Here is a 21,198-nt window from a genome sequence, read left to right on the forward strand (position 1 = left end):
TTCCGCAAATGAAAATCTCTTTCCATCATGCGGCGAAGGCGAGTACTGAATTCGGTAAGGTAAAAACAGGGGATTATTGGATGTTGTTAGCAAAAAGAAAAATGCAAGGTCTGCGACTGGGCATAACGGGAGGCACGCTTTGGCTTGGCAGCCTAATTGCGTTTTCAGCTCAGGCGGACACGCAAACCATGCTGTCAGGGACGACTACGCCAATATCCACCGCCGCATCAGCGGCTACCAGTTTGCGCGGGCAATTGCCTGCGGGCATGACACTGCATTATGACTCTGCGCTGCGCGGGCTGTATGCGCAAACGGCTGAGCAGCCCATATGGTCAGATAGTCGAGCCGTTACTGCTTTCCAACAACAATTAGCCGAGTTGGCGCTCGCAGGCATTCAGCCACAATTCACGACATGGGTTTCCTGGTTGACCGACCCCAAACTGACTGGATTTGCGAGGGACCGGGTGCTATCCGATGCTATGTTGGGCTACCTGCAATACGTCTCAGGCGTGGACAAAAATGGAAGCAACTGGTTATACGCCAATGTGCCCTATACGCTATCTTTACCGCCCTCAGGGCGGATTGCGGAATGGCAAAATGCGGTGAAAGAAGGCCGTAGCGCGGAATTCGTCGCCTCCCTGGCTCCGCGGCACTCCCAGTATGTGAAGATGCATGAAGCGTTGAAAGCGAGCCTGTTGGACAAACGTCCGTGGCCCAAATTGCAGCTTGGCGGCACCCTGCGACCCGGCGATCAGAGCAGCGAGTTACCGGCTCTGCGGGAGATTTTGCAACGCACCGGCATGTTGGCCTCGAATGCGACTACCTTGCCGCTGTTCAATGACTCCCCTTCGACTGATGGCAGCGGGGCCACAGCGCCGTCGGGGGCAACGAACGTCTACACGGGAGAACTGGTGGACGCCGTTAAGCGCTTCCAACATTGGCACGGCTTACAAGACGATGGTGCGATAGGGAAGCGGACAAAAGACTGGCTGAATGTGTCATCGCAAATGCGGGCGACGTTGCTGGCGCTGAACATTCAGCGGTTGCGTTTGATTCCCGACAATGTGTCGAACGGCATTTTGGTCAACATTCCCAACTTTTCGCTGACCTATTATCAGAACGGCGCCGAAATTTTATCTTCTCGAGTGATTGTCGGGCAGCCCAAACGTAAAACTCCGTTGATGAGCAGCGCGTTGGTTAATGTGGTTGTCAATCCGCCCTGGAACGTGCCGACAACGCTGACCCGTCAGGACATCATTCCCAAGGTGATTATGGACCCGGGATATTTACAGCGTCATGGTTACACGCTGTTGTCTGATTGGAGTGAGAACGCGCAGCCGATTGACCCTACCCTGATCGATTGGTCTCAGGTGTCAGCTGACCGATTCCCTTATCGTCTGCGCCAGGCACCGGGAACCACCAATTCGCTGGGGCGTTATAAATTCAATATGCCGAATTCTGAAGCCATCTATTTGCATGACACGCCGAACCATAATCTTTTCCATAAAGATATTCGGGCATTGAGTTCGGGTTGTGTGCGAGTCAATAAGGCGGCTGAGCTCGCCGGGCTGCTGTTGCAGGATGCCGGTTGGAACAGTGCGCGGGTTTCCTCTACCTTGGAAGAGGGCAATACGACGTACGTCACCATGCGTAAGCGTATCCCGGTCAATTTTTATTACCTGACAGCCTGGGTCGCAGAGGATGGAAAAGCCCAATATCGTACAGATATTTACAATTACGATGGTCGTTCCAAAACCGGTGAATCCATGCTGTCCAAAGTAGGATTATTATTACAGTAAGCAAGGATTTCCGTAAGTTACGGCGGAGTCGGCCGATGCCGCGGGCGAGGGCGCTTATCCCCGCTTGCGGCGAGGCGGGTTGACTCCGCCTGTTTCGACGGTTAAGGTTCAAAACGGTGCGCGTTTTGTGCCCTCACACCGATTATTAGCCTGGGTAATATTGCTATATGGAACACATCGATAACCATCGTCGCAAATGGTTGACGCTCGGAGGGGCTGCTTTGGGCATAGCCTTGCTTCCTGGTCAGTCACTCGCTTCATTATCTACTGCACGTCCTCGAATCTTGACACTCAATAATCTCAATACAGGCGAACGTCTAAAAGCAGAGTTTTTCGATGGACGCCGCTACATAAAAGAAGAACTTACCCGATTAGATTATTTCTTCCGCGATTATCGCGCTAATAAAATTAAAAGCATTGATCCGCAACTTTTCGATCAGCTATATCGATTACAGGTCATGTTGGGCAACAACAAGCCGGTGCAGCTGATTTCGGGTTACCGGTCGCGTGGTACTAATGAAGACCTCCGCTCTCACAGCCGTGGCGTGGCGAAACAGAGCTACCATACGCAGGGTAAAGCGATGGATTTTCATATTGAAGGCGTGCAACTAGCGAATATCCGCAAAGCGGCAGTCAAAATGCGGGCGGGTGGCGTCGGATACTATCCACGCAGCAACTTCGTACATATTGATACAGGTCCTGCGCGTACCTGGTAAGACAGAGAAAACAGTCTGCAATGATGTTATGGGACGCAGGCTGTGAGGACGAAAGCGGAGCGATATGAAATATCAAACTATTCCTGTGACGGCATTTAGCCAGAATTGTACTTTGCTGTGGTCTGAGGCAAGCGGCGACGCGGCTTTAGTCGACCCCGGCGGTGAAGCAGAAAAGATCAAACAAGCCGTGGCTCAAGCCGGTGTGACAGTTAAGCAAATTCTTTTAACTCACGGTCATTTGGATCATGTTGGCGCCGCGGCAGAACTTGCTGACTATTTTCAGGTGGCTATCAAAGGTCCGCAGCGTGACGATGCTTTCTGGCTTGACGGGCTACCGGCACAAAGTCGGATGTTCGGTCTTGATGATTGTCAGCCACTGACGCCGGATGAGTGGCTGGATGAGGGTGACACGGTTACTATTGGTGACGTACATCTTTCTGTTCTGCATTGCCCGGGACATACGCCGGGGCACATTGTCTTTTTCATTGAGTCTGACCGGCTGGCTATTTCAGGCGATGTCATCTTCAAAGGGGGCGTGGGCCGCAGTGATTTCCCCCAGGGCAATCACGAAGCGCTGATTCAGTCGATTACTGCAAAACTGTTGCCGCTGGGTGATGATGTCGCTTTTATCCCCGGGCATGGTCCGATGTCGACCTTGGGTGAAGAACGTCTAACTAACCCTTTCTTGCAGGGGATTACCGTCGGGTAATGCGCCGGTTGCTGATTCAAACTCAGGCGAGTTGAAAAAAAGCCAGTTCGGCGTTAATCGAACTGGCTTTTTTCTTGCTCACACATTTGCGTGTTTATAACACGGCGACGATCGCCTCACACAGCGGAGCCATGTTTTCTGGGGTCATCCCTGCTACGTTGACTCGCCCGGAATTAACGGCGTAAACGCCGAATTCATCACGAAGGCGGATGACCTGATCCTTGCTAAGTCCACTAAATGAGAACATACCGTTCTGCTGGATAATGAAAGAGAAGTCTTGTTGTGCGCCTTTCTCCTGAAGGGTGTTCACGAAAAGCTGACGCATCCGCTGGATACGTTCACGCATCGCCGTGAGTTCCTGTTCCCAGATCCCGCGCAGAACATCGTTAGAAAGAATGGTCGCGACTACGGCTGCGCCGTGAGATGGCGGGTTAGAGTAGTTTGCGCGAATCGCCGCTTTTATCTGGCTAAATGCGGTGTCGGCAATGGTACTCTCTGCTGCAACCAATGTGCAGGCGCCCACACGTTCATTATACAGGCCGAAATTTTTGGAGTAAGAGCTGGCGACCAACAGTTCCTGATGGTTAGCGGCGAAAGTCCGCAGGCCCTGAGCATCTTCATCCAAACCATTCGCAAATCCCTGATAGGCGAAATCGAACAAAGGTAACCAGCCTTTCTGCTGTGATAGTGACGCTAACTGAGCCCACTGCTCTGTCGTAGGGTCAATCCCAGTAGGGTTGTGGCAGCAGCCGTGAAATAAAACAATATCTCCTGCCTGAGCGGCGTTCAGGCTTGCCACCATGCCGTCAAAGTCCAGCTTATGAGCGTCGGCGTCGTAGTAATCGTAGTCACAAACTTCCAGCCCGACAGCGGCAAATACGTTCCTGTGGTTAGGCCAGGTTGGATTACTGATCCAAATCCGTTTCGCCGTCGTGTTATGCGCAATAAAATCTGCCGCGACCCGGAGCGCACCTGTACCACCAGGGGTTTGGGCTGTCCGAGCTCGTTTAGTCGTGATGATGTCGTTATCTTTACCGAACAGCAACTCTTGGGTGCGGAGTGCAAACTCCGGTAAACCGTCGATGCTGAGATAGTTTTTGCTGACTTCGTTTTCAAGCAGATATTGTTCTGCTTTTTTTACGCTGGTTAATACAGGTGTTTTGCCGGTCTCGTCCTTATAAACACCGATTCCCAGATTAATTTTATGGAGACGCTCGTCAGCGCGAAAGAGGTCGGCCAACCCAAGAATCGGGTCGGCTGGAGCAGCAGAGATTTTTTCAAACATTGCGCAGTAGTTCCGTGACTGAATTTAAGCAAGTGAGCTAGCAGGTTAACGCTAGCATCAGGCTTTGCCAACCGTTTGCACCAAAGAAATGACAATTATTAGGAAAGGAAGAACACGAGCCGGCAAACATAATGTTTGCTTTTACGCAAACTAAAACGCCAGTTGAATATACCAACTGGCGTGCAATCTTGACCTGGTTTATAAACTAAACTACCAAATAAGGCAGATAAGCTTTAAGCAGATTAGAACTGGTAAACAACACCCAGTGCTACGCGGTCATCGTTAGCGAGACCATATGCATTATTGTCGTCCAGCAGGTTGATGTCGTATTCAGTGTAGACAGACATGTTTTTGTTGAACGCGTAGTTAGCACCCAAGCTGACGTATTTGGAGACGTAGTCGTTGTTACCGTTAGAGTCGTCTTTTGCTTTCGCGGAAACGTAACCCAGAGACGGGGTCAGACCGAAGTCAAAGGTGTACTGAGCGACAGCTTCGAAGACTTTGGTTTTGTCTGCTGTGCTGGTCAGAGCCGTTACACCGCTGTCGATGTAGGTCAGGTTGTGGTATTCACCGTAGGTTGCGGCCAGATAAACGCTGTTAGCGTCATATTTCAGACCGGTAGCCCATGCTTCAGCGCGATCGCCGTGTCCGTCGTTTGATTGAGCAGTAGTACGGTCAACGGATTCATAAGAACCGATTACGCCCACGCCAATCGGGGAGGTATAGGAAGAAGATACGCCCCAGCCGTCGCCATTCTGGCGTTCTACAGCACGAGTACCTTCGTTTTTGCCCTGATACTGTACGGCGAAGTCCCAGCCATCAACCAGACCGAAGAAGTTTTTGTTGCGGTAGGTTGCTACGCCAGAGCTACGGCCCGTGATGCTATCGGTGTACTGGCTGTCACTGCCGAATTCCGGCAGAACGTCGGTGTAAGAGATACCGTCGTAGGCGATACCCAGGTTGCGACCATAGTCAAATGAACCGTAGTCGGCGAATTTAAAACCAGCGTAAGCAAAGCGAGTTTTGCTAGCGGAAGCATTCTGGTTTTCAGCACCTGACGCATTGAATTCATACTCGAAACGACCATAACCGGTCAGTTCGTTAGTGATCTGAGTTTCACCTTTGAAGCCAAGACGAGCATAAGTTTTGTCACCGTCACTACTGTCGTCGTCAGAGAAGTAGTGCAGGCCAACAACTTTGCCGTAAAGATCCAGCTTGTTGCCGTCTTTATTGTAGACTTCAGCTGCATTTGCTGCGCCTGCAGCCAACAAAGCCGGGATTACCACTGCAAGAAAATTGCGCTTCATCATTGTTACCCTCATTGGTGTTATTTGACACCTACATTTGCCTCAAAAATTTCTTACGGAACTTTAATGGCAATTGTGATGTCTTCCTGTGTCTGCACGCAGTTTTCCATTCACTAGGTCGTTAAGCCACCCTAAAAATGATACTAACTTCGCAATCAGGTAACCATTGGAAAATATGCATTACAAAATGTAAAAACCACTGAACTTTTTACAAGAATGCAAAATAAACGAAGGGGCCGTTATTAACGGCCCCTTCGTTATTCTAGATATTTGTTTTGCTTATATTAATTTTTTATTAAAAGCTCGCGTTACGCGGAGTGCGTGGGAACGGAATGACATCTCGCACGTTTTGAACGCCGGTCACATAAGCGACCAGACGTTCGAAACCGAGACCGAAGCCGGAGTGGGGAACCGTGCCATAACGGCGCAGATCACGGTACCAACCGTAGTCTTCTTTATTCAGCCCCATTTCTTCCAGGCGAAGGTCAAGACGATCAAGACGCTCTTCACGCTGAGAACCCCCGATGATTTCACCGATACCTGGCGCCAGAACATCCATCGCGGCAACCGTTTTACCGTCATCATTCATGCGCATATAAAATGCTTTGATGTCTTTCGGGTAATTTTTAACGACCACAGGCGCTTTGAAATGTTTTTCAGCCAAATAACGCTCATGCTCTGAAGACAGATCGATCCCCCAAGACACCGGGTTTTCGAATTTTTCGCCGCAGTTTTCCAGAATGGTGATTGCGTCGGTGTAATCCACCTGAGAGAAATCAGCATGGATAAATTTCTCCAGACGCGTCAATGCCTCTTTATCTACGCGCTGAGCGAAAAATGCCATATCGTCCGCGCGTTCTTCCAGAACGGCTTTGAACACGAACTTCAGCAGGTCTTCGGCCAGTTTCGCCGTATCTTCCAAATCGGCGAAGGCAACTTCCGGTTCGATCATCCAGAATTCAGCCAGATGGCGGCTGGTGTTAGAGTTTTCAGCGCGGAAGGTAGGCCCGAAGGTATAGATTTTGGATAACGCGCACGCGTAAGCTTCGCCATTTAGCTGGCCGGATACGGTCAGAAAAGCTTCTTTACCAAAGAAATCTTCGCTGAAATCGACTTTTCCCTCTTCGGTACGCGGCAGGTTTTCCAGATCCAACGTGGATACACGGAACATTTCACCGGCACCCTCGGTATCCGAAGCCGTAATCAAAGGGGTTGAAACCCAGTTGAAACCCTGCTGATGGAAAAAACGGTGGGTAGCTTGCGCCAGCGTGTTGCGTACACGGGCGACCGCGCCGATCAGGTTGGTGCGTGGACGCAGATGCGCGACTTCACGCAGGTATTCGATGCTGTGACGTTTAGCCGCCATAGGATACGTATCCGGATCGTCAACCCATCCCACTACGCTGACGTGGGTCGCCTGCAGCTCGAAGCTTTGGCCCTGACCGGGCGATGCGACGACCTTACCCGTGACCGCGACGGAACAGCCGGTAGTCAGGCGCAGCACATCGCTCTGATAATTATCAAGATTATTATTAACCACGGCCTGTAGTGAATCAAAGCAGGAACCGTCATAGACGGCAATAAAAGAAATACCGGCTTTAGAATCTCTCCGGGTACGTACCCAGCCGCGCACGGTGACTTCGCTGTCAACGGCGACACGGCCTTGCAGTACGTCGACTACAGGCACTACGCTCATAACATTCTCTCTTTGAATAAAATATGTTTAAAAACAGTAAACGCCCCAGCTCGGGGCAGCATCGCTATGTTACTTGCCGGTATGCAGGACACAAGTAGAAATCACCGGAATGCAATAAGTTTTGCGCATTCCGGTGTCGCTGGATTAAAGATTAGGCGCTGGTGAGTGGGAACAGGCGTTTCAGCTGGCCTTGCGTACCTGCGGCAGGTCGAAGGCTTCTCGTAAGGCGCTGACGAACGCCGGGTCGTGGCAAATTGTTTTTCCTGGGCTGTCGGATAACTTCGCCACCGGCCGTCCATTACACTCCACCAACTTAATGACGATGTTGAGCGGTGTGACTCCGGGAATATCGCAGGTCAAACGTGTACCAATGCCGAAAACGAGATTAATGCGCTGCCAGAAGTGGCGATAAAGCGCGATGGCTTTTTCCATATTCAGGCTGTCGGAGAACACCAACGTTTTCTCCATCGGATTTATTCCCAACGAGAGGTAGTGAGCAATCGCTTTTTCGCCCCACTGGATTGGGTCCCCGGAGTCATGCCGCAAGCCCTGATACTTTTCCGCAAAGCGATGGTCGAAATCCCTGAGGAAAGCATCCATGGTGATGCAGTCAGTCAGTGCAATACCAAGTTGGTCGGGATATTCCTGCAACCAGACTTCCAGGGCCGCCCGTTGGCTGTTTCCGAGCGTCGGACTGATTTGTTGATGCGCCTGAAACCATTCGTGGGCCTGAGTCCCCACCGGCGTCAACTTGAGTCTCCGGGCCAGATCATAGTTGCTGGTGCCGATCAGATAAGGGAACTCTTTTTTCAGCGTGCGCACGATGTTGAATTGCACGTCGCGGGAGAATCGGCGACGTGTGCCGAAATCCATCAACTTGAAATGCGACAAATCCGTACCCGCGGTCGCGGTTTCGAACTGGCTCAATGTTTGACGCAGTTGAGCGATAGCCTCATTTACACCGACGTGCGGTGAGCGGTCGCGGTGTACGACTTCGCTCACCACGGACAGTAACGGGACCTCCCACAGAATCACTTCCCGCCACGGGCCAGCAATGCGAATATCCAGTCGCCCCTGATGGGCGCTGATCTGAACCTGTCGGGGATTGAAGCGAAATGTCTTCAGCCAATTCAGGTAATCTGTTTTAAAGAAAGGCAGTGCTGAAAGATAGTCAAACTCGTCGTCGCTGAGCGCCAGGCTGCCCATCGCTTCCACCTGCGCGGAGATCTCCTCCGCATAGATACCTAGTTTTTCATCACCGCGGCAGCGGAACTCCGCCGCCACCTCAACATCGTAGTACTGATGATAGACAGCCTGCTGCATATGCAGCTTGTAGGCGTCGGTATCCAGCAACGAGGTCATAATCGGGGAAAGGGAAGAAGTCATAATGCGTTACAGCATCCTCGTTCAACGCAGTTAAGCGGTTAAAACGATGACGGAAGGGCTCGGAACCTTCCCAAAATCGTCTGTTTGTTCGCGCTATATCACCATAATGGGCGTGTTTAGGCGAGATTCAAATGTGCGATTGTGAAAATAAAGTGTCTGTTTTTTTGCCATTTTTAACATTAGTGTTTGAAACCAAATGTTTTTTATACTAAACAAAAAATTCAAAAAAAACGCGTTGTGTTCGATTCAAAAGTAGAAAAGAGGGAATGTTTGCATTCCGTCACCGAGATCCCTTTAATAGAGGTAACAGCTTGTTCAATAAAGAATCTGTGGGTAAAAAAAACGCATTTTGATGTGTTATTCAGAGAGTTGATGGGGAGATTGGACACGAAGTTCACCCCCCAGATACGTCTATATTGAGAGACTCGGTGGTTTAACTCAATTTACGCGCCGTGGAACGACGCAGGCGCTCGCCGCGAAAAATAAGCGCCCTGTCTGGAATGGCCCTTCTTAACCCGGCGGGCTGATTGCATGACCTGTCGCCATTATTGTCCGTCACTAAGGTAACGATTTATGAGCCAGCAACCCCAAGTAAAATATCGGCACGACTATCGCGCGCCGGACTACACCATCACCGATATCGCATTGGATTTTGACCTGGGCCCGGACAAAACACGGGTGGTCGCCACTAGTCAGGTGGTATTGCAGGGCGAGATCGGGGCACCTTTGCGGTTGGACGGCGAAGGATTGCACCTGATCGACATTCTGGTGGAGGGTCAGCGTTGGACGGAGTACCAGCAGCTCCCCGATGGTCTTGAACTCAACGGACTGCCGCAAAAATTCGCGTTGCAGATCGAAACGGAAATCAACCCCGCGGCTAACAGCGCGCTGGAAGGCTTGTATCAGTCCGGCGATGCTCTGTGCACCCAATGTGAGGCCGAGGGTTTCCGTCATATCACTTACTACCTTGACCGACCCGACGTACTGGCCCGTTTCACCACCCGGATTACGGCCGACAAAACCCGCTATCCCTACCTGTTGTCTAACGGCAACCGCGTGGGGCAGGGCGAGCTTGCCGATCACCGTCACTGGGTGGAATGGCAGGACCCCTTCCCCAAACCTTGCTACCTCTTTGCCTTGGTTGCAGGAGATTTTGACGTATTACGCGATACGTTCACCACGCGTACCGGCAGAGAAGTGGCGCTGGAACTTTACGTGGACCGCGGTAATCTCGACCGCGCCGACTGGGCGATGACGTCGTTGAAAAATGCGATGAAATGGGACGAAACACGCTTTGGTCTGGAATACGATCTCGACATCTACATGATCGTCGCCGTCGACTTCTTCAACATGGGCGCGATGGAAAACAAAGGGCTGAACGTCTTTAACTCCAAGTATGTCCTGGCAAAAGCGGAGACCGCGACCGATAAGGATTATCTCAATATCGAAGCGGTGATCGGTCACGAGTATTTCCACAACTGGACCGGCAACCGCGTCACGTGCCGAGACTGGTTCCAACTTAGCCTCAAAGAAGGCCTGACGGTATTCCGCGATCAGGAGTTCAGCTCCGATCGCGGGTCACGTCCCGCTAACCGGATCGACAACGTCCGCGTAATGCGCGGCGCGCAGTTCGCCGAAGATGCCAGTCCGATGTCTCATCCGATTCGTCCGGATCAGGTCATTGAGATGAATAACTTCTATACCCTGACGGTTTACGAAAAGGGTGCCGAAGTCATTCGCATGATGCATACGCTGTTGGGCGAAGAAAAATTCCAGGCTGGGATGCGGCTCTATTTCGACCGCCACGACGGCAGCGCCGCCACGTGTGACGACTTTGTTCAAGCGATGGAGGACGCATCAGGAATCGACCTGACGCAGTTCCGTCGCTGGTACAGCCAGGCGGGAACGCCGGTGCTGACCATTCAGGATGATTACGATGCGGCGAATGAACAATATCGCCTGCAGGTGACGCAGAACACGCCTATCGGTCATGACAAACGACGTAAACAGCCGCTGCATATCCCGCTGGATATCGAGCTGTACGACAGCGAGGGTCAGCCGATCCCGCTGGTGCAGAACGGCCAGTCGGTAGGATCCGTGTTGAGCGTGACTGAACCCGAACAAACGTTTGTATTCGAGCAGGTCCCTTGTCAGCCGGTTCCTTCTCTATTAAGAGAGTTTTCCGCGCCGGTGAAAGTCAACTACAGCTGGGGCGATGAACAACTGACCTTCCTAATGCGCCACGCCCGCAACGCATTCTCCCGCTGGGATGCGGCGCAAAGCCTGCTGGCGAGCCATATTCGTCTGAACGTGGCGCGCTATCAGCAGAAACAGCCGTTATCGTTACCGCTGCATGTGGTTGACGCTTTCCGCGGCGTTTTGCTGGATGACTCTCTGGACCCGATGCTGGCATCACAGATCTTGTCACTGCCCAGTGAAAATGAGATTGCCGAACTGTTCGATATTATCGACCCGGAAGCGATTTCCGCCGTACGTCACGCGTTGACTCAAACGCTGGCGCAGGAGATGGCTGACGAGCTGCTGGCGGTGTATCGTGATAATCAGACTCCCGCCTACCGCATCGATCAGGAAGACATGGGTAAACGCGCGCTGCGTAATGTTTGCCTGCATTATCTGGCCTTCGGCGACGAACATCAGGCGGATACGTTGGTGAGTCGTCAATTCGAGCAAGCCGACAACATGACGGACTCACTGGCGGCGTTGGCGGCTGGGGTGAGTGCGTTGCTGCCGTGTCGCGATGCGCTGCTGGCCTCGTTCGACGAACGTTGGCATCAGGACGGCCTGGTGATGGATAAGTGGTTTACGTTACAGGCCACCAGCCCAGAAACCGATGTGCTGGATCGCGTACGGGCACTGTTGAAACACCGCTCGTTCAGTCTGAACAACCCGAACCGTCTGCGGTCGCTGGTTGGTGCCTTCACGTCAGGCAACCCGGCGGCATTCCATGCCGCTGACGGTAGCGGCTACCGATTCCTGACCGAAATGTTGGTGGACCTCAACACGCGTAACCCGCAGGTTGCCGCCCGGTTGATCGAACCGTTGATCCGTTTGAAGCGTTACGATCAATCGCGACAGGAGCAGATGCGCAAGGCGTTGGAAACACTTAAAGCGTTGCCCAATCTGTCGGGAGACTTGTTCGAGAAGATTGGGAAGGCACTGGAAGCCTGATCGTCTTCGTAGATTCGTCCCAGGCTTCAGGTGGCGCCGGCCTCACAGGAACGGAGCGAGTCTTCGCAGAGCCGTCGCGGTGATGTTGAGGTCTTCAAACAGGGCCTCAACGGACCGATGGTTGATATGGTGAAAAAGGCCTCGTCGCGGCTTATTTACTTCAGGTCTCGCAGCCGCTCGCCTGTCCAAGGCAGCGGCTGTTTTTTTGTTTTAATGTATAGAAATTACAACGTCGCCCGCGTTACCGACGCCGGTTGTTCATGCTGAGTGGGCGTCAGAATCCGTTCCAACACGCTGGCCTCCAATTCGGCCAATCTTGCCGAGCCGCGTCGACGTGGTCGGGGATGATCGACCAAAATATCCAGACCGATTTGACCTTCTTCAATCAAAATAACGCGATCCGCCAATGCGACTGCTTCGCTGACGTCATGGGTAACCAATAGCACCGTGAAACCTTGTTGCAGCCAGAGCGACTCGATCAGCCCCTGCATCTCGATGCGCGTTAACGCATCCAGCGCGCCCAGCGGTTCATCCAGTAGCAGCAAACCGGGGCGATGAATCAATGCGCGGGCCAGCGCCACACGTTGCTTTTGTCCACCGGACAACGCGGCTGGCCATTCGTTTGCACGCGAGGCCAGTCCGACGGCAGCCAGCGCATCCTGCGCGGCAGATCGCCATTCACCGCGCAGCCCCAGCCCCACATTATCAATCACTTTTTTCCAGGGGAGCAGGCGTGCCTCCTGAAACATCAGCCGGGTATCCGCGCGAAACTGGCTTAACGGTGCGCTGCCTGCCAGCAATTCCCCGGACGACACCGTTTCCAGTCCGGCGAGCAGGCGCAGCAGAGTGCTTTTACCGCAGCCGCTGCGGCCCACGACGGCGACAAACTGACCCGCGGGGATATGCAGCTGAATGTCCCGCAGGATTGAACGCCGACCGTAACGTTTGCTTATGCCATTGATCAATAGCGGCATACCCGCGTTAAGACGCGACGGCGAGGAGAGCGAGGTAAGATTCATGCGGGTTTCTCCTTAGGTTGATAGGCGGGGTGCCAGCGTAGCCATATGCGCTCCAGCAACACAGTGCTGACATCGGCCAGTTTGCCCAGGCAGGCATAAAGAATAATGGCGACCACGACGACATCGGTCTGGAGAAACTCCCGCGCGTTCATCGCCAGATAACCAATGCCCGAACTGGCCGAAATGGTTTCCGCCACAATCAGCGTCAGCCACATCAGCCCCAGCGCGAACCGGACGCCCACCATGATGGAGGGGAGCGCGCCGGGCAGCACGACCTGCCGAAACAGACTGAATCCCGACAATCCATAGCTGCGCGCCATTTCCAGCAAACCGCGATCAAGATTACGGATGCCGTGATAGGTGTTGAGATAAATAGGGAATAGGGTGCCTAGGGCGACTAAAAAGATCTTGGCGCTTTCTTCGATCCCAAACCACAGAATCACCAATGGGATCAGCGCTAAATGAGGAATATTGCGCAGCATCTGTACGGAGGTATCGAGTAGACGCTCGCCCGTATGGGAAAGCCCGGAAATAAAACCGAGCAGCAGCCCCAGCGAGCCGCCGATAGCGAAGCCGAGCAGCGCGCGCCAGGTGCTGATCGCCAGATGTTGCCATAGCTCGCCGCTGACGGTCAGCCGCCAAAATGCTGCGACAATGGCTTCGGGAGAGGGCAGAATGCGGGTGGATAGCCAGCCGGTTTGCGATGCCATCTGCCAGACGACCACCAGCAGGAGCGGCAGCGCCCAAGGCGTAAGTCGATAAGCCGTATGTCGCCATAGCGATTTCATGGACGCTCCTTAGCTTTGCGCGGCCTGAAGCGGCACATAGTTATTGCCGATGACTTCACCCAGCGCGGGTAGCGGTCTAGGCGTTGGCACGTCGGGAACGGCGACGTCCAGATGGGGAAACAGCAGTTCCGCCACACGATACGCCTCTTCCAGATGCGGATAGCCGGACAGAACAAACGTGTCAATGCCGAGGTCCGCATACTCATGAATCCGCTCTGCGACCGTCGCGGGGTCGCCTACCAGCGCTGTGCCCGCGCCGCCGCGTACCAATCCCACGCCTGCCCAGAGATTGGGGCTGATCTCCAGTTTGTCTCGTTTCCCGCCGTGCAAGGCGAGCATGCGTTGCTGGCCAACAGAATCGTAACGTCCCAGCGCCTGCTGCGCCTTGGCGATAGTGTCGTCGTCCAGTTGAGAGATGAGTCGATCCGCCGCCTGCCAGGCCTCTGGAGTGGTTTCCCGCACAATCACGTGTAGGCGAATGCCGAAACGCACTGTGCGCCCTCGCGCGGCCGCTTTGGCGCGCACCTGCTCGATTTTCTCTTTGACCTGTGCCGGAGGCTCTCCCCAAGTGAGGTACAGTTCCACCTGCTCCGCCGCCAGGTCTTGTGCGGCGTCGGACGATCCGCCGAAGTACAACGGCGGTCGAGGCTGCTGCACGGGCGGGAAGATCAGCCGCGCGCCTTTGACCTGGATGTGCTTGCCGTCGAAATCGACAGTTTCTCCTTCCAGCACCCGTCGCCAGATGTGGGTAAATTCGGCGGACGCTTCATATCGCTCCTCGTGGTTAAGGAACAGACCTTCGGCGGCCAGCTCGTCAGGATCGCCGCCGGTCACCAGATTAAACAATGCGCGGCCGTTGGATAGGCGGTCCAGCGTCGCCGCCTGGCGCGCGGCCAGGGTAGGCGAAATGATGCCGGGGCGTAGCGCGACCAGGAAACGCAGCCGCTGAGTCACAGGGACGAGCGATGACGCGACTAGCCAGGAGTCCTCGCAGGAACGCCCGGTCGGGATCAACACGCCCCCGAAACCAAGTTGATCCGTCGCCTGGGCGATTTGTTGCAGGTAGCGGTAATCCACCGGACGTGCCGACTCACCGCTACCGAGATAGTGACCGTCGCCGTGTGTGGGGAGAAACCAGAAAATATTGAGGCTCATGACGTGTCTCCAGTCGATTTTATTGTTCGGACGGGGCGTTCCAGACCTGAGATGAGATCGTGATCGGCACCGGGATCAGGCGATTTTGATAGAACAGATCCGCGGTCTCCTGTTGCGCTCTGATGACGTGTTGATCCAAAGGGCGGATCACGGTCACCGGGCGATGATCCAGATAGCTTGCAATCACCGCATGTGGAAGCCCTATTGCGTTGACCAGCAGATCGGTGCTCTGCGTACGTTCGCTGACCGTAAATTTTTCAGCTTCCGTCAGCGTCTCCAGCACCTGCCGGATAAAAGCGCCATTGCGCTCCGCGTAGTGACGGGACGCCAGATAAAACGCACCTGTCTGATTCAGATGGCTGCCGTCGGTCAACACGCGAACGTCGCCCTGCAGCAGGGCGGCGGAATAGTAGGGATCCCAGATGGCCCAGGCGTCGACATTTCCCCGTTGAAATGCGGCGCGAGCATCGGCTGGTGTCAGGTAGGCAGGATGAATATCGCTGAACGATAGCCCCGCCTGTTGAAGGGCGCGCAGTACCAGATTGTGCGAACTGGATCCCTTCTGAAGCGCCACTCTTTTCCCTTTCAGGTCTGCGACGCTTTTCACCGGACTGTTGGCGGCGACCAGGATGACTTCAGCTTTGGGCTTTGGGGGCTCGACGCCGATGTAGAGCAGGTCCGCGCCGGCGGCCTGAGCGAATATCGGGGGCGTATCGCCAGTGCTGCCCACATCGATGCTGCCGACGTTTAACGCTTCCAGCAGTTGCGGTCCGGCGGGGAACTCGATCCAGCGAATGGCGGTATGCGGAAACCTTTTTTCCAGCAGCTGATGCGTTTTCGTGAGCAGCAGACTGACGGAGCCCTTTTGGTAACCGATACGCAGCTGCGGCGGACTCTCGGCCGCGAAGGTGACGGAAGCCAGCCCCAGCGAGCCGATCATCAGCCAGGGCGATTGACGTTTCAACCATGAAAACATGCGGAATTCCTATGCGATGTGTTGCAGTTGGGGATAGTGTTGACGTCTCAGCAGCGCCTGAAACAGGTTCTCTAACGCTTCCTGTAGCCGTTCGTGCAGCGCGCTGGAGAATTCGGGAGTGCGGTCGTAATTACGGATCTGGCTGTCGTCGGCGAACACGCTTTGAAGGATCTCTTGAGCCTTCAAAGCGTTGAGTACCGGAAGTAGGCTGTAGTCGACCGCGAGCATGTGTGCAAGCGATCCGCCGGTGGCGATCGGCAATATTGCCTTGTGCGCCAGCGCTCGTTCGGGCAGGACATCCAGTAGGGATTTCAGACCGCCGGTAAACGAAGCCTTGTAAATTGGAGTGGCGATAATCACGCCATCGGCGGTGGACAACTGCTCGTTGAGCATTTTTAAGGCCGGACTGTCGAAGCGGGCATTGAGGAGATCTTCCGGGGGGAAATTGTGTAGATGCCAGGGGAGGACTTCCACGCCTTTGGCCGTCAGCCACTTGCTCGCATGCTGCAGCAGCGCGGTGGAGCGTGATGGGTAGCGAGGACTTCCTGCTAAAGTGATAACGCGCATAGGTACTCCTTCTAACGTATTGTTAGTAACTCTTACCATTGAGCAATGTGCAGTCAGTCTGGCAGACACCGACTTATTCCATTAAATGATTTATTGTGTAATCGAAAGACTGAAAGTGCATAACATCGCCGGCGTTATAACCCGCTTGTCGGGACCGCCGAGGCCTTTTTTGTCACAGGTCAATTCCCTTTCCGGAACGGATGGCCGATAATACTGCCCCGGTCTGCAACCGGGAATCCAGGAGAGTCCATGTACCCCCTTATTCGTAAAGCGTTATTCCAGCTCGACCCAGAGCGCGCGCATGAGTTTACCTTTCAGCAGTTGCGTCGTATCAGCCATACCCCGTTAGAATTTCTCGTCCGTCAGTCTGTTCCCACCAAGCCCGTGACTTGCATGGGGCTGTCGTTTAAAAATCCGCTGGGGCTTGCGGCCGGGCTGGATAAAGACGGTGAGTGCGTGGATGCGTTGGGGGCCATGGGATTTGGCTTCATTGAAGTCGGGACCGTGACGCCACGTCCTCAGCCAGGAAATGATAAGCCGCGCTTATTTCGTTTGGTCGAAGCCGAAGGATTAATTAACCGCATGGGATTTAATAATCTTGGGGTGGATAATCTGGTGGAGAATGTTAAGAAATCTCATTTCGGCGGCATATTGGGCATTAATATCGGCAAGAATAAAGATACGCCGGTAGAAAATGGAAAGGACGACTATCTGATCTGTATGGAGAAGACCTATGCCCATGCGGGTTATATCGCCATTAATATTTCTTCACCGAATACGCCAGGATTACGTACCCTTCAGTACGGTGAAGCTCTGGATGATTTGTTACAAGCGGTAAAAAATAAACAGGCGGAGCTGGAAGCCAAACATCAAAAATATGTTCCTGTGGCGGTGAAAATAGCGCCGGATCTTTCAGAGGAAGAATTGATCCAAATTGCCGATAGTCTGGTACGGCATAATATTGATGGCGTGATTGCAACGAATACCACGCTGGATCGTCAATTGATCCAAGGATTGAATCATAGCGGTCAGACCGGGGGATTGAGCGGTCGTCCTTTACAACTGCTTAGCACCGAAGTGATTCGTCGTTTATCTCAGGAATTGAACGGTCGTCTCCCTATTATCGGAGTTGGCGGTATTGACTCTCTGATGGCTGCCCGGGAAAAAATGGCGGCGGGCGCGACGCTGGTGCAAATTTACAGCGGGTTTATTTTCCGTGGGCCGGGTCTAATTAAAGATATCGTCAATCACATCTAATTTTTTCATCTTCATTTATAGCCGGGGGTTTATTTCTGCTCCCGGCTAGTCTATATTTTTTGTTCTGTATAAAAATAACGCATCAGAGTTCTCCACGGGTTAATTTTGTAGGCGTTAAATATCGCAGGCAGTGCAAAAGGAAGAATGAAGGTATCACGATGAAATTAAAACCTGACGATAATTGGCGTTGGTATTTTGACAACGAACAGCAGCGCCTGATGTTGGATCTGGCGGATGGGATGTTATTCCGTTCCCGTTATCCTATGTCGATGTTAACCCCGGATGCTTTTATCGAAAGCGCGTTTTGCGTCGAAGATGCCGCGTTATTTTTTACCTATCAGGAAAAGTGCCAGAAAATAACCCTTCCACAGGCCGAAAAAGCTGAACTGATATTAAACGCGCTGGTCGCGAATCGCTTTATGAAACCGCTAATGCCTAAAAGCTGGCATTTCACGCCGCAATCAGGTGAGGGGTATCGCCCGACGACAGGGGACATCGTCAACGTTCAACTCGTGGATCGCGATGAAAACGCCAGTCTCCTGGTGGTAGAAGAGGGTGAGAAAGCCAGCCTGTGTTTGTTGGCGCAAAGCCAACTGACGCTGAATACCAAAACGCTGCAACTGGGCGATCCCATCAAAATTATGCATGATCGGCTGTCGCCGACGGCGACGGTTAACGATATCGACAATGATTCGTCGCAGTATGCCTGCGTAGGCTGATTCCGCCAGGTACGGGGTCGGCTACTTAAGTCCGGCGTTGACCGTGCGGCTCTTTCGCATGCTTATCGGTTCTGACCTCCACATTCCCCCGCGTCGCTAACGGCAAGTTTTGTTTGTCCTCATCATGTTCTTCCCCTACTTTCTAGGTCTGTTGCGCGTTTAACGTTGGCCAATTCGTCGATATAGCCATTATGACGACGGTTTAGACGTCAACGCTGACCGGGTATCGCTGCTTTATATACGTTTTGTGCGGCTCGTTTCGGGCTATTCTGGCCACCGGCAAGCGGAAGTTCCCTTCACTGACAATCCATTGCTCACGCCACATTCGGCCGTGGGCGCAGGGGGCGCGGCGGCGTCATCTGACAACCGGGCATCCTGATGCTCAAGGATCGTATCCGCCAAACCCGACTTGGCAAAGACCACAACGACCTCGATCGGCCGCGGTGCATTATGACAACCGGTGGGGATTAGCTATAATGCGCGTCAATTTTCTTTAAGGTGATATCTGCTCTATGAACTCTCTGTTTGCCAGCACGGCGCGTGGTTTGGAAGAATTATTAAAAAGCGAACTAGAGGCGCTGGGCGCCCAGGATTGCGCGGTCGTGCAGGGGGGCGTGCATTTTCAGGGAGACGATCGCCTGGTGTACCAAAGTCTGATGTGGAGCCGCCTGGCATCCCGCATCCTGCTTCCGCTCAACGAATTCAACGTCTACAGCGATTTGGACCTCTATCTGGGCGTTCAGGCCGTAGACTGGTCGACGATTTTCAGCGTCGACAAAACCTTCGCCGTCCATTTCAGCGGCACCAATGACGAAATCCGCAATAGCCAGTACGGCGCATTGAAAGTGAAAGACGCCATCGTCGACAGCTTCACCCGCCGTACCGGCCAGCGTCCCGACGTCGCTAAACAGCAGCCAGATATTCGCATCAACGTTTTTCTGCAGCGAGAGAAAGCCAGCGTGGCGATCGACCTCAGCGGCGATGGACTACACATGCGCGGCTACCGCGAACTGGCCGGTCAGGCGCCCCTCAAAGAGAACCTGGCGGCCGCGATCGTGCTGCGTTCCGGCTGGGAAGATGGAACACCCATGGTCGATCCGATGTGCGGATCCGGGACGTTATTGATCGAAGCGGCGATGATCGCTGCCGACCGGGCACCGGGGTTGCACCGCCATCATTGGGGATTCCTGGCCTGGGAGCAGTTTAATCCGACGCTGTGGAAAGAGGTGACCACTGACGCTCAGCAGCGCGCCCGCGCCGGAGTGCAGGCCACCGCATCACGTTTCTTCGGCTCGGATAACGATCGTCGGGTGATCGACATCGCTCGCGCCAACGCGCGCCGCGCTGGGGTCAGTGAACTGATCCGTTTTGATGTCTGCGATGCCGTACAACTCAAAAATCCGCTGCCGGAAGGCCCTACCGGAACGGTGCTCAGCAACCCGCCTTACGGCGAACGTCTGGAAAGCGAGCCTGCTCTGATTGCGCTGCACAACATGCTGGGGCGGATTATGAAAGCCGCATTCGGCGGCTGGCAGCTGTCCCTGTTCAGCGCCTCGCCGGAGCTGCTGAGCTGTTTACAACTGCGCGCCGACCGCCAATTCAAAGCCAAAAACGGCCCGCTGGACTGTGTGCAGAAAAATTATCAGCTGGCGGCGAACAGCGCTGAAAACGTCAGCGCGCCGGCGGATGATTTCGCCAACCGACTGAAGAAAAATCTGCGTAAGCTGGACAAATGGGCCAAACAGCAGGGGATTGAGTGCTATCGCGTCTACGACGCTGATTTGCCGGAATATAACGTCGCCGTCGACCGCTACGGCAGTTGGGTGGTGGTGCAGGAATATGCGCCGCCGAAGACGGTCGATGCCCAGAAAGCCCGCCAGCGTTTGTTCGACGTAATCAATGCCACGCTGAGCGTGCTGGGTGTGCCGACCAATCAGTTGGTCCTCAAGACGCGTGAACGGCAAAAAGGGAAAAATCAGTATGAGAAGCTGGCCCAGAAAGGCGAGTACCTGCTGGTGGACGAGTACAATGCTCGACTGTGGGTCAATTTAACCGACTACCTGGATACCGGGCTGTTCCTGGACCACCGCGTCGCGCGTAAAATGCTGGGCGAGCTAAGTCAGGGAAAAGATTTCCTCAACCTGTTCGCCTACACCGGTACTGCCAGCGTTCACGCGGGCATTGGCGGCGCACGCAGCACGACGACGGTGGACATGTCGCGCACCTATCTGGAATGGGCGGAGAAAAACCTCCGCGCCAACGGTCTCACCGGCCGTCAGCACCGATTGATCCAGGCGGATTGCCTGAGCTGGCTGAGCCAGTCTAACGAACAGTTCGATGTGATCTTCATCGATCCGCCGACATTCTCCAACTCTAAACGGATGGAAGCCACGTTTGACGTGCAGCGGGATCATCTGATGCTGATGAAAGAGTTGAAGCGTCTGTTGAAACGCGGCGGTACTATCATGTTTTCCAACAACAAACGGGGCTTCCAGATGGATATGGAAGGCCTCGCCGAGCTGGGTCTGGACGCGCAGGACATTACTGCACGCACCCAATCGCAGGATTTCGCCCGCAATCGTCAGATTCACAACTGCTGGCTGCTGAAGCACGCCGGAGAGGAAAAGTAA

16 protein-coding genes are annotated in these 21,198 nt (G+C 53.8%); 7 read left to right on the forward strand and 9 right to left on the reverse strand.

All coding sequences use genetic code 11. The features are described from left to right. Positions 1-80 precede the first annotated feature (80 nt). From ldtD to AU511_RS05220, 3 genes are all read left to right on the forward strand, one after another. The gene (gene ldtD, locus AU511_RS05210) at positions 81-1,799 is read left to right on the forward strand and encodes a L,D-transpeptidase (RefSeq protein WP_094109002.1); all 1,719 of its coding nucleotides are present in this window, start codon (positions 81-83) and stop codon (positions 1,797-1,799) included. Between the two features lie 167 nt (positions 1,800-1,966). After that, complete coding sequence (mepK, locus tag AU511_RS05215) at positions 1,967-2,515, forward strand: peptidoglycan L,D-endopeptidase MepK (protein ID WP_026742703.1); 549 nt, start codon at positions 1,967-1,969, stop codon at positions 2,513-2,515. A 64-nt stretch (positions 2,516-2,579) separates the two neighbouring features. Next, the gene (locus tag AU511_RS05220) at positions 2,580-3,224 is read left to right on the forward strand and encodes an MBL fold metallo-hydrolase (protein WP_094109003.1); all 645 of its coding nucleotides are present in this window, start codon (positions 2,580-2,582) and stop codon (positions 3,222-3,224) included. A 94-nt stretch (positions 3,225-3,318) separates the two neighbouring features. Here the strand turns inward: AU511_RS05220 and AU511_RS05225 are convergent, their stop codons facing one another. From AU511_RS05225 to pncB, 4 genes are all read right to left on the reverse strand, one after another. Further along, a complete protein-coding gene (locus AU511_RS05225; protein WP_094109004.1) occupies positions 3,319-4,509 on the reverse strand; it encodes an amino acid aminotransferase in 1,191 nt (396 codons plus the stop codon). Positions 4,510-4,751: 242 nt separating this feature from the next. Beyond that, positions 4,752-5,819, reverse strand: coding sequence for a porin (locus AU511_RS05230; RefSeq protein ID WP_094109005.1), 1,068 nt, complete (start codon positions 5,817-5,819; stop codon positions 4,752-4,754). Between the two features lie 292 nt (positions 5,820-6,111). Beyond that, positions 6,112-7,512 (reverse strand): asparagine--tRNA ligase, encoded by a 1,401-nt coding sequence (asnS, locus tag AU511_RS05235; protein ID WP_094109006.1) that lies wholly within the window; start codon positions 7,510-7,512, stop codon positions 6,112-6,114. Positions 7,513-7,692: 180 nt separating this feature from the next. Beyond that, positions 7,693-8,898, reverse strand: a complete 1,206-nt coding sequence (pncB, locus tag AU511_RS05240; protein ID WP_094109007.1) for a nicotinate phosphoribosyltransferase — start codon at positions 8,896-8,898, stop codon at positions 7,693-7,695. A gap of 573 nt (positions 8,899-9,471) precedes the next feature. Here pncB and pepN point away from each other — a divergent pair. Further along, positions 9,472-12,087, forward strand: a complete 2,616-nt coding sequence (pepN, locus tag AU511_RS05245; RefSeq protein ID WP_094109008.1) for an aminopeptidase N — start codon at positions 9,472-9,474, stop codon at positions 12,085-12,087. Positions 12,088-12,311: 224 nt separating this feature from the next. Here the strand turns inward: pepN and ssuB are convergent, their stop codons facing one another. The 5 genes from ssuB to ssuE are packed head-to-tail and all read right to left on the reverse strand — an operon-like array spanning position 12,312 to position 16,592. After that, a complete protein-coding gene (gene ssuB, locus AU511_RS05250) occupies positions 12,312-13,106 on the reverse strand; it encodes an aliphatic sulfonates ABC transporter ATP-binding protein (RefSeq protein WP_094109009.1) in 795 nt (264 codons plus the stop codon). Then, complete coding sequence (ssuC, locus tag AU511_RS05255) at positions 13,103-13,894, reverse strand: aliphatic sulfonate ABC transporter permease SsuC (RefSeq protein WP_094109010.1); 792 nt, start codon at positions 13,892-13,894, stop codon at positions 13,103-13,105. Before ssuC ends, ssuB begins: the two co-directional genes overlap by 4 nt. Positions 13,895-13,903: 9 nt before the next feature. Continuing rightward, a complete protein-coding gene (gene ssuD / locus AU511_RS05260; protein WP_094109011.1) occupies positions 13,904-15,049 on the reverse strand; it encodes an FMNH2-dependent alkanesulfonate monooxygenase in 1,146 nt (381 codons plus the stop codon). A 19-nt stretch (positions 15,050-15,068) separates the two neighbouring features. Further along, the gene (locus AU511_RS05265; protein WP_094109012.1) at positions 15,069-16,025 is read right to left on the reverse strand and encodes a sulfonate ABC transporter substrate-binding protein; all 957 of its coding nucleotides are present in this window, start codon (positions 16,023-16,025) and stop codon (positions 15,069-15,071) included. 9 nt (positions 16,026-16,034) lie between these two features. Continuing rightward, positions 16,035-16,592 (reverse strand): NADPH-dependent FMN reductase, encoded by a 558-nt coding sequence (ssuE, locus tag AU511_RS05270; RefSeq protein ID WP_094109013.1) that lies wholly within the window; start codon positions 16,590-16,592, stop codon positions 16,035-16,037. 249 nt (positions 16,593-16,841) lie between these two features. Here ssuE and pyrD point away from each other — a divergent pair, with 249 nt between their 5' ends. The 3 genes from pyrD (at position 16,842) to rlmKL (ending at position 21,198) form a co-directional block, all read left to right on the forward strand. After that, a complete protein-coding gene (gene pyrD / locus AU511_RS05275; protein WP_094099787.1) occupies positions 16,842-17,849 on the forward strand; it encodes a quinone-dependent dihydroorotate dehydrogenase in 1,008 nt (335 codons plus the stop codon). A 158-nt stretch (positions 17,850-18,007) separates the two neighbouring features. Continuing rightward, complete coding sequence (locus AU511_RS05280) at positions 18,008-18,568, forward strand: cell division protein ZapC (RefSeq protein WP_094109014.1); 561 nt, start codon at positions 18,008-18,010, stop codon at positions 18,566-18,568. A gap of 512 nt (positions 18,569-19,080) precedes the next feature. Next, entirely contained in the window at positions 19,081-21,198 is a 2,118-nt protein-coding gene (rlmKL, locus tag AU511_RS05285; protein ID WP_094099789.1) for a bifunctional 23S rRNA (guanine(2069)-N(7))-methyltransferase RlmK/23S rRNA (guanine(2445)-N(2))-methyltransferase RlmL, read from the forward strand.

This window comes from Lonsdalea iberica (genome assembly GCF_002111585.1).
Classification (GTDB): domain Bacteria; phylum Pseudomonadota; class Gammaproteobacteria; order Enterobacterales; family Enterobacteriaceae; genus Lonsdalea; species Lonsdalea iberica.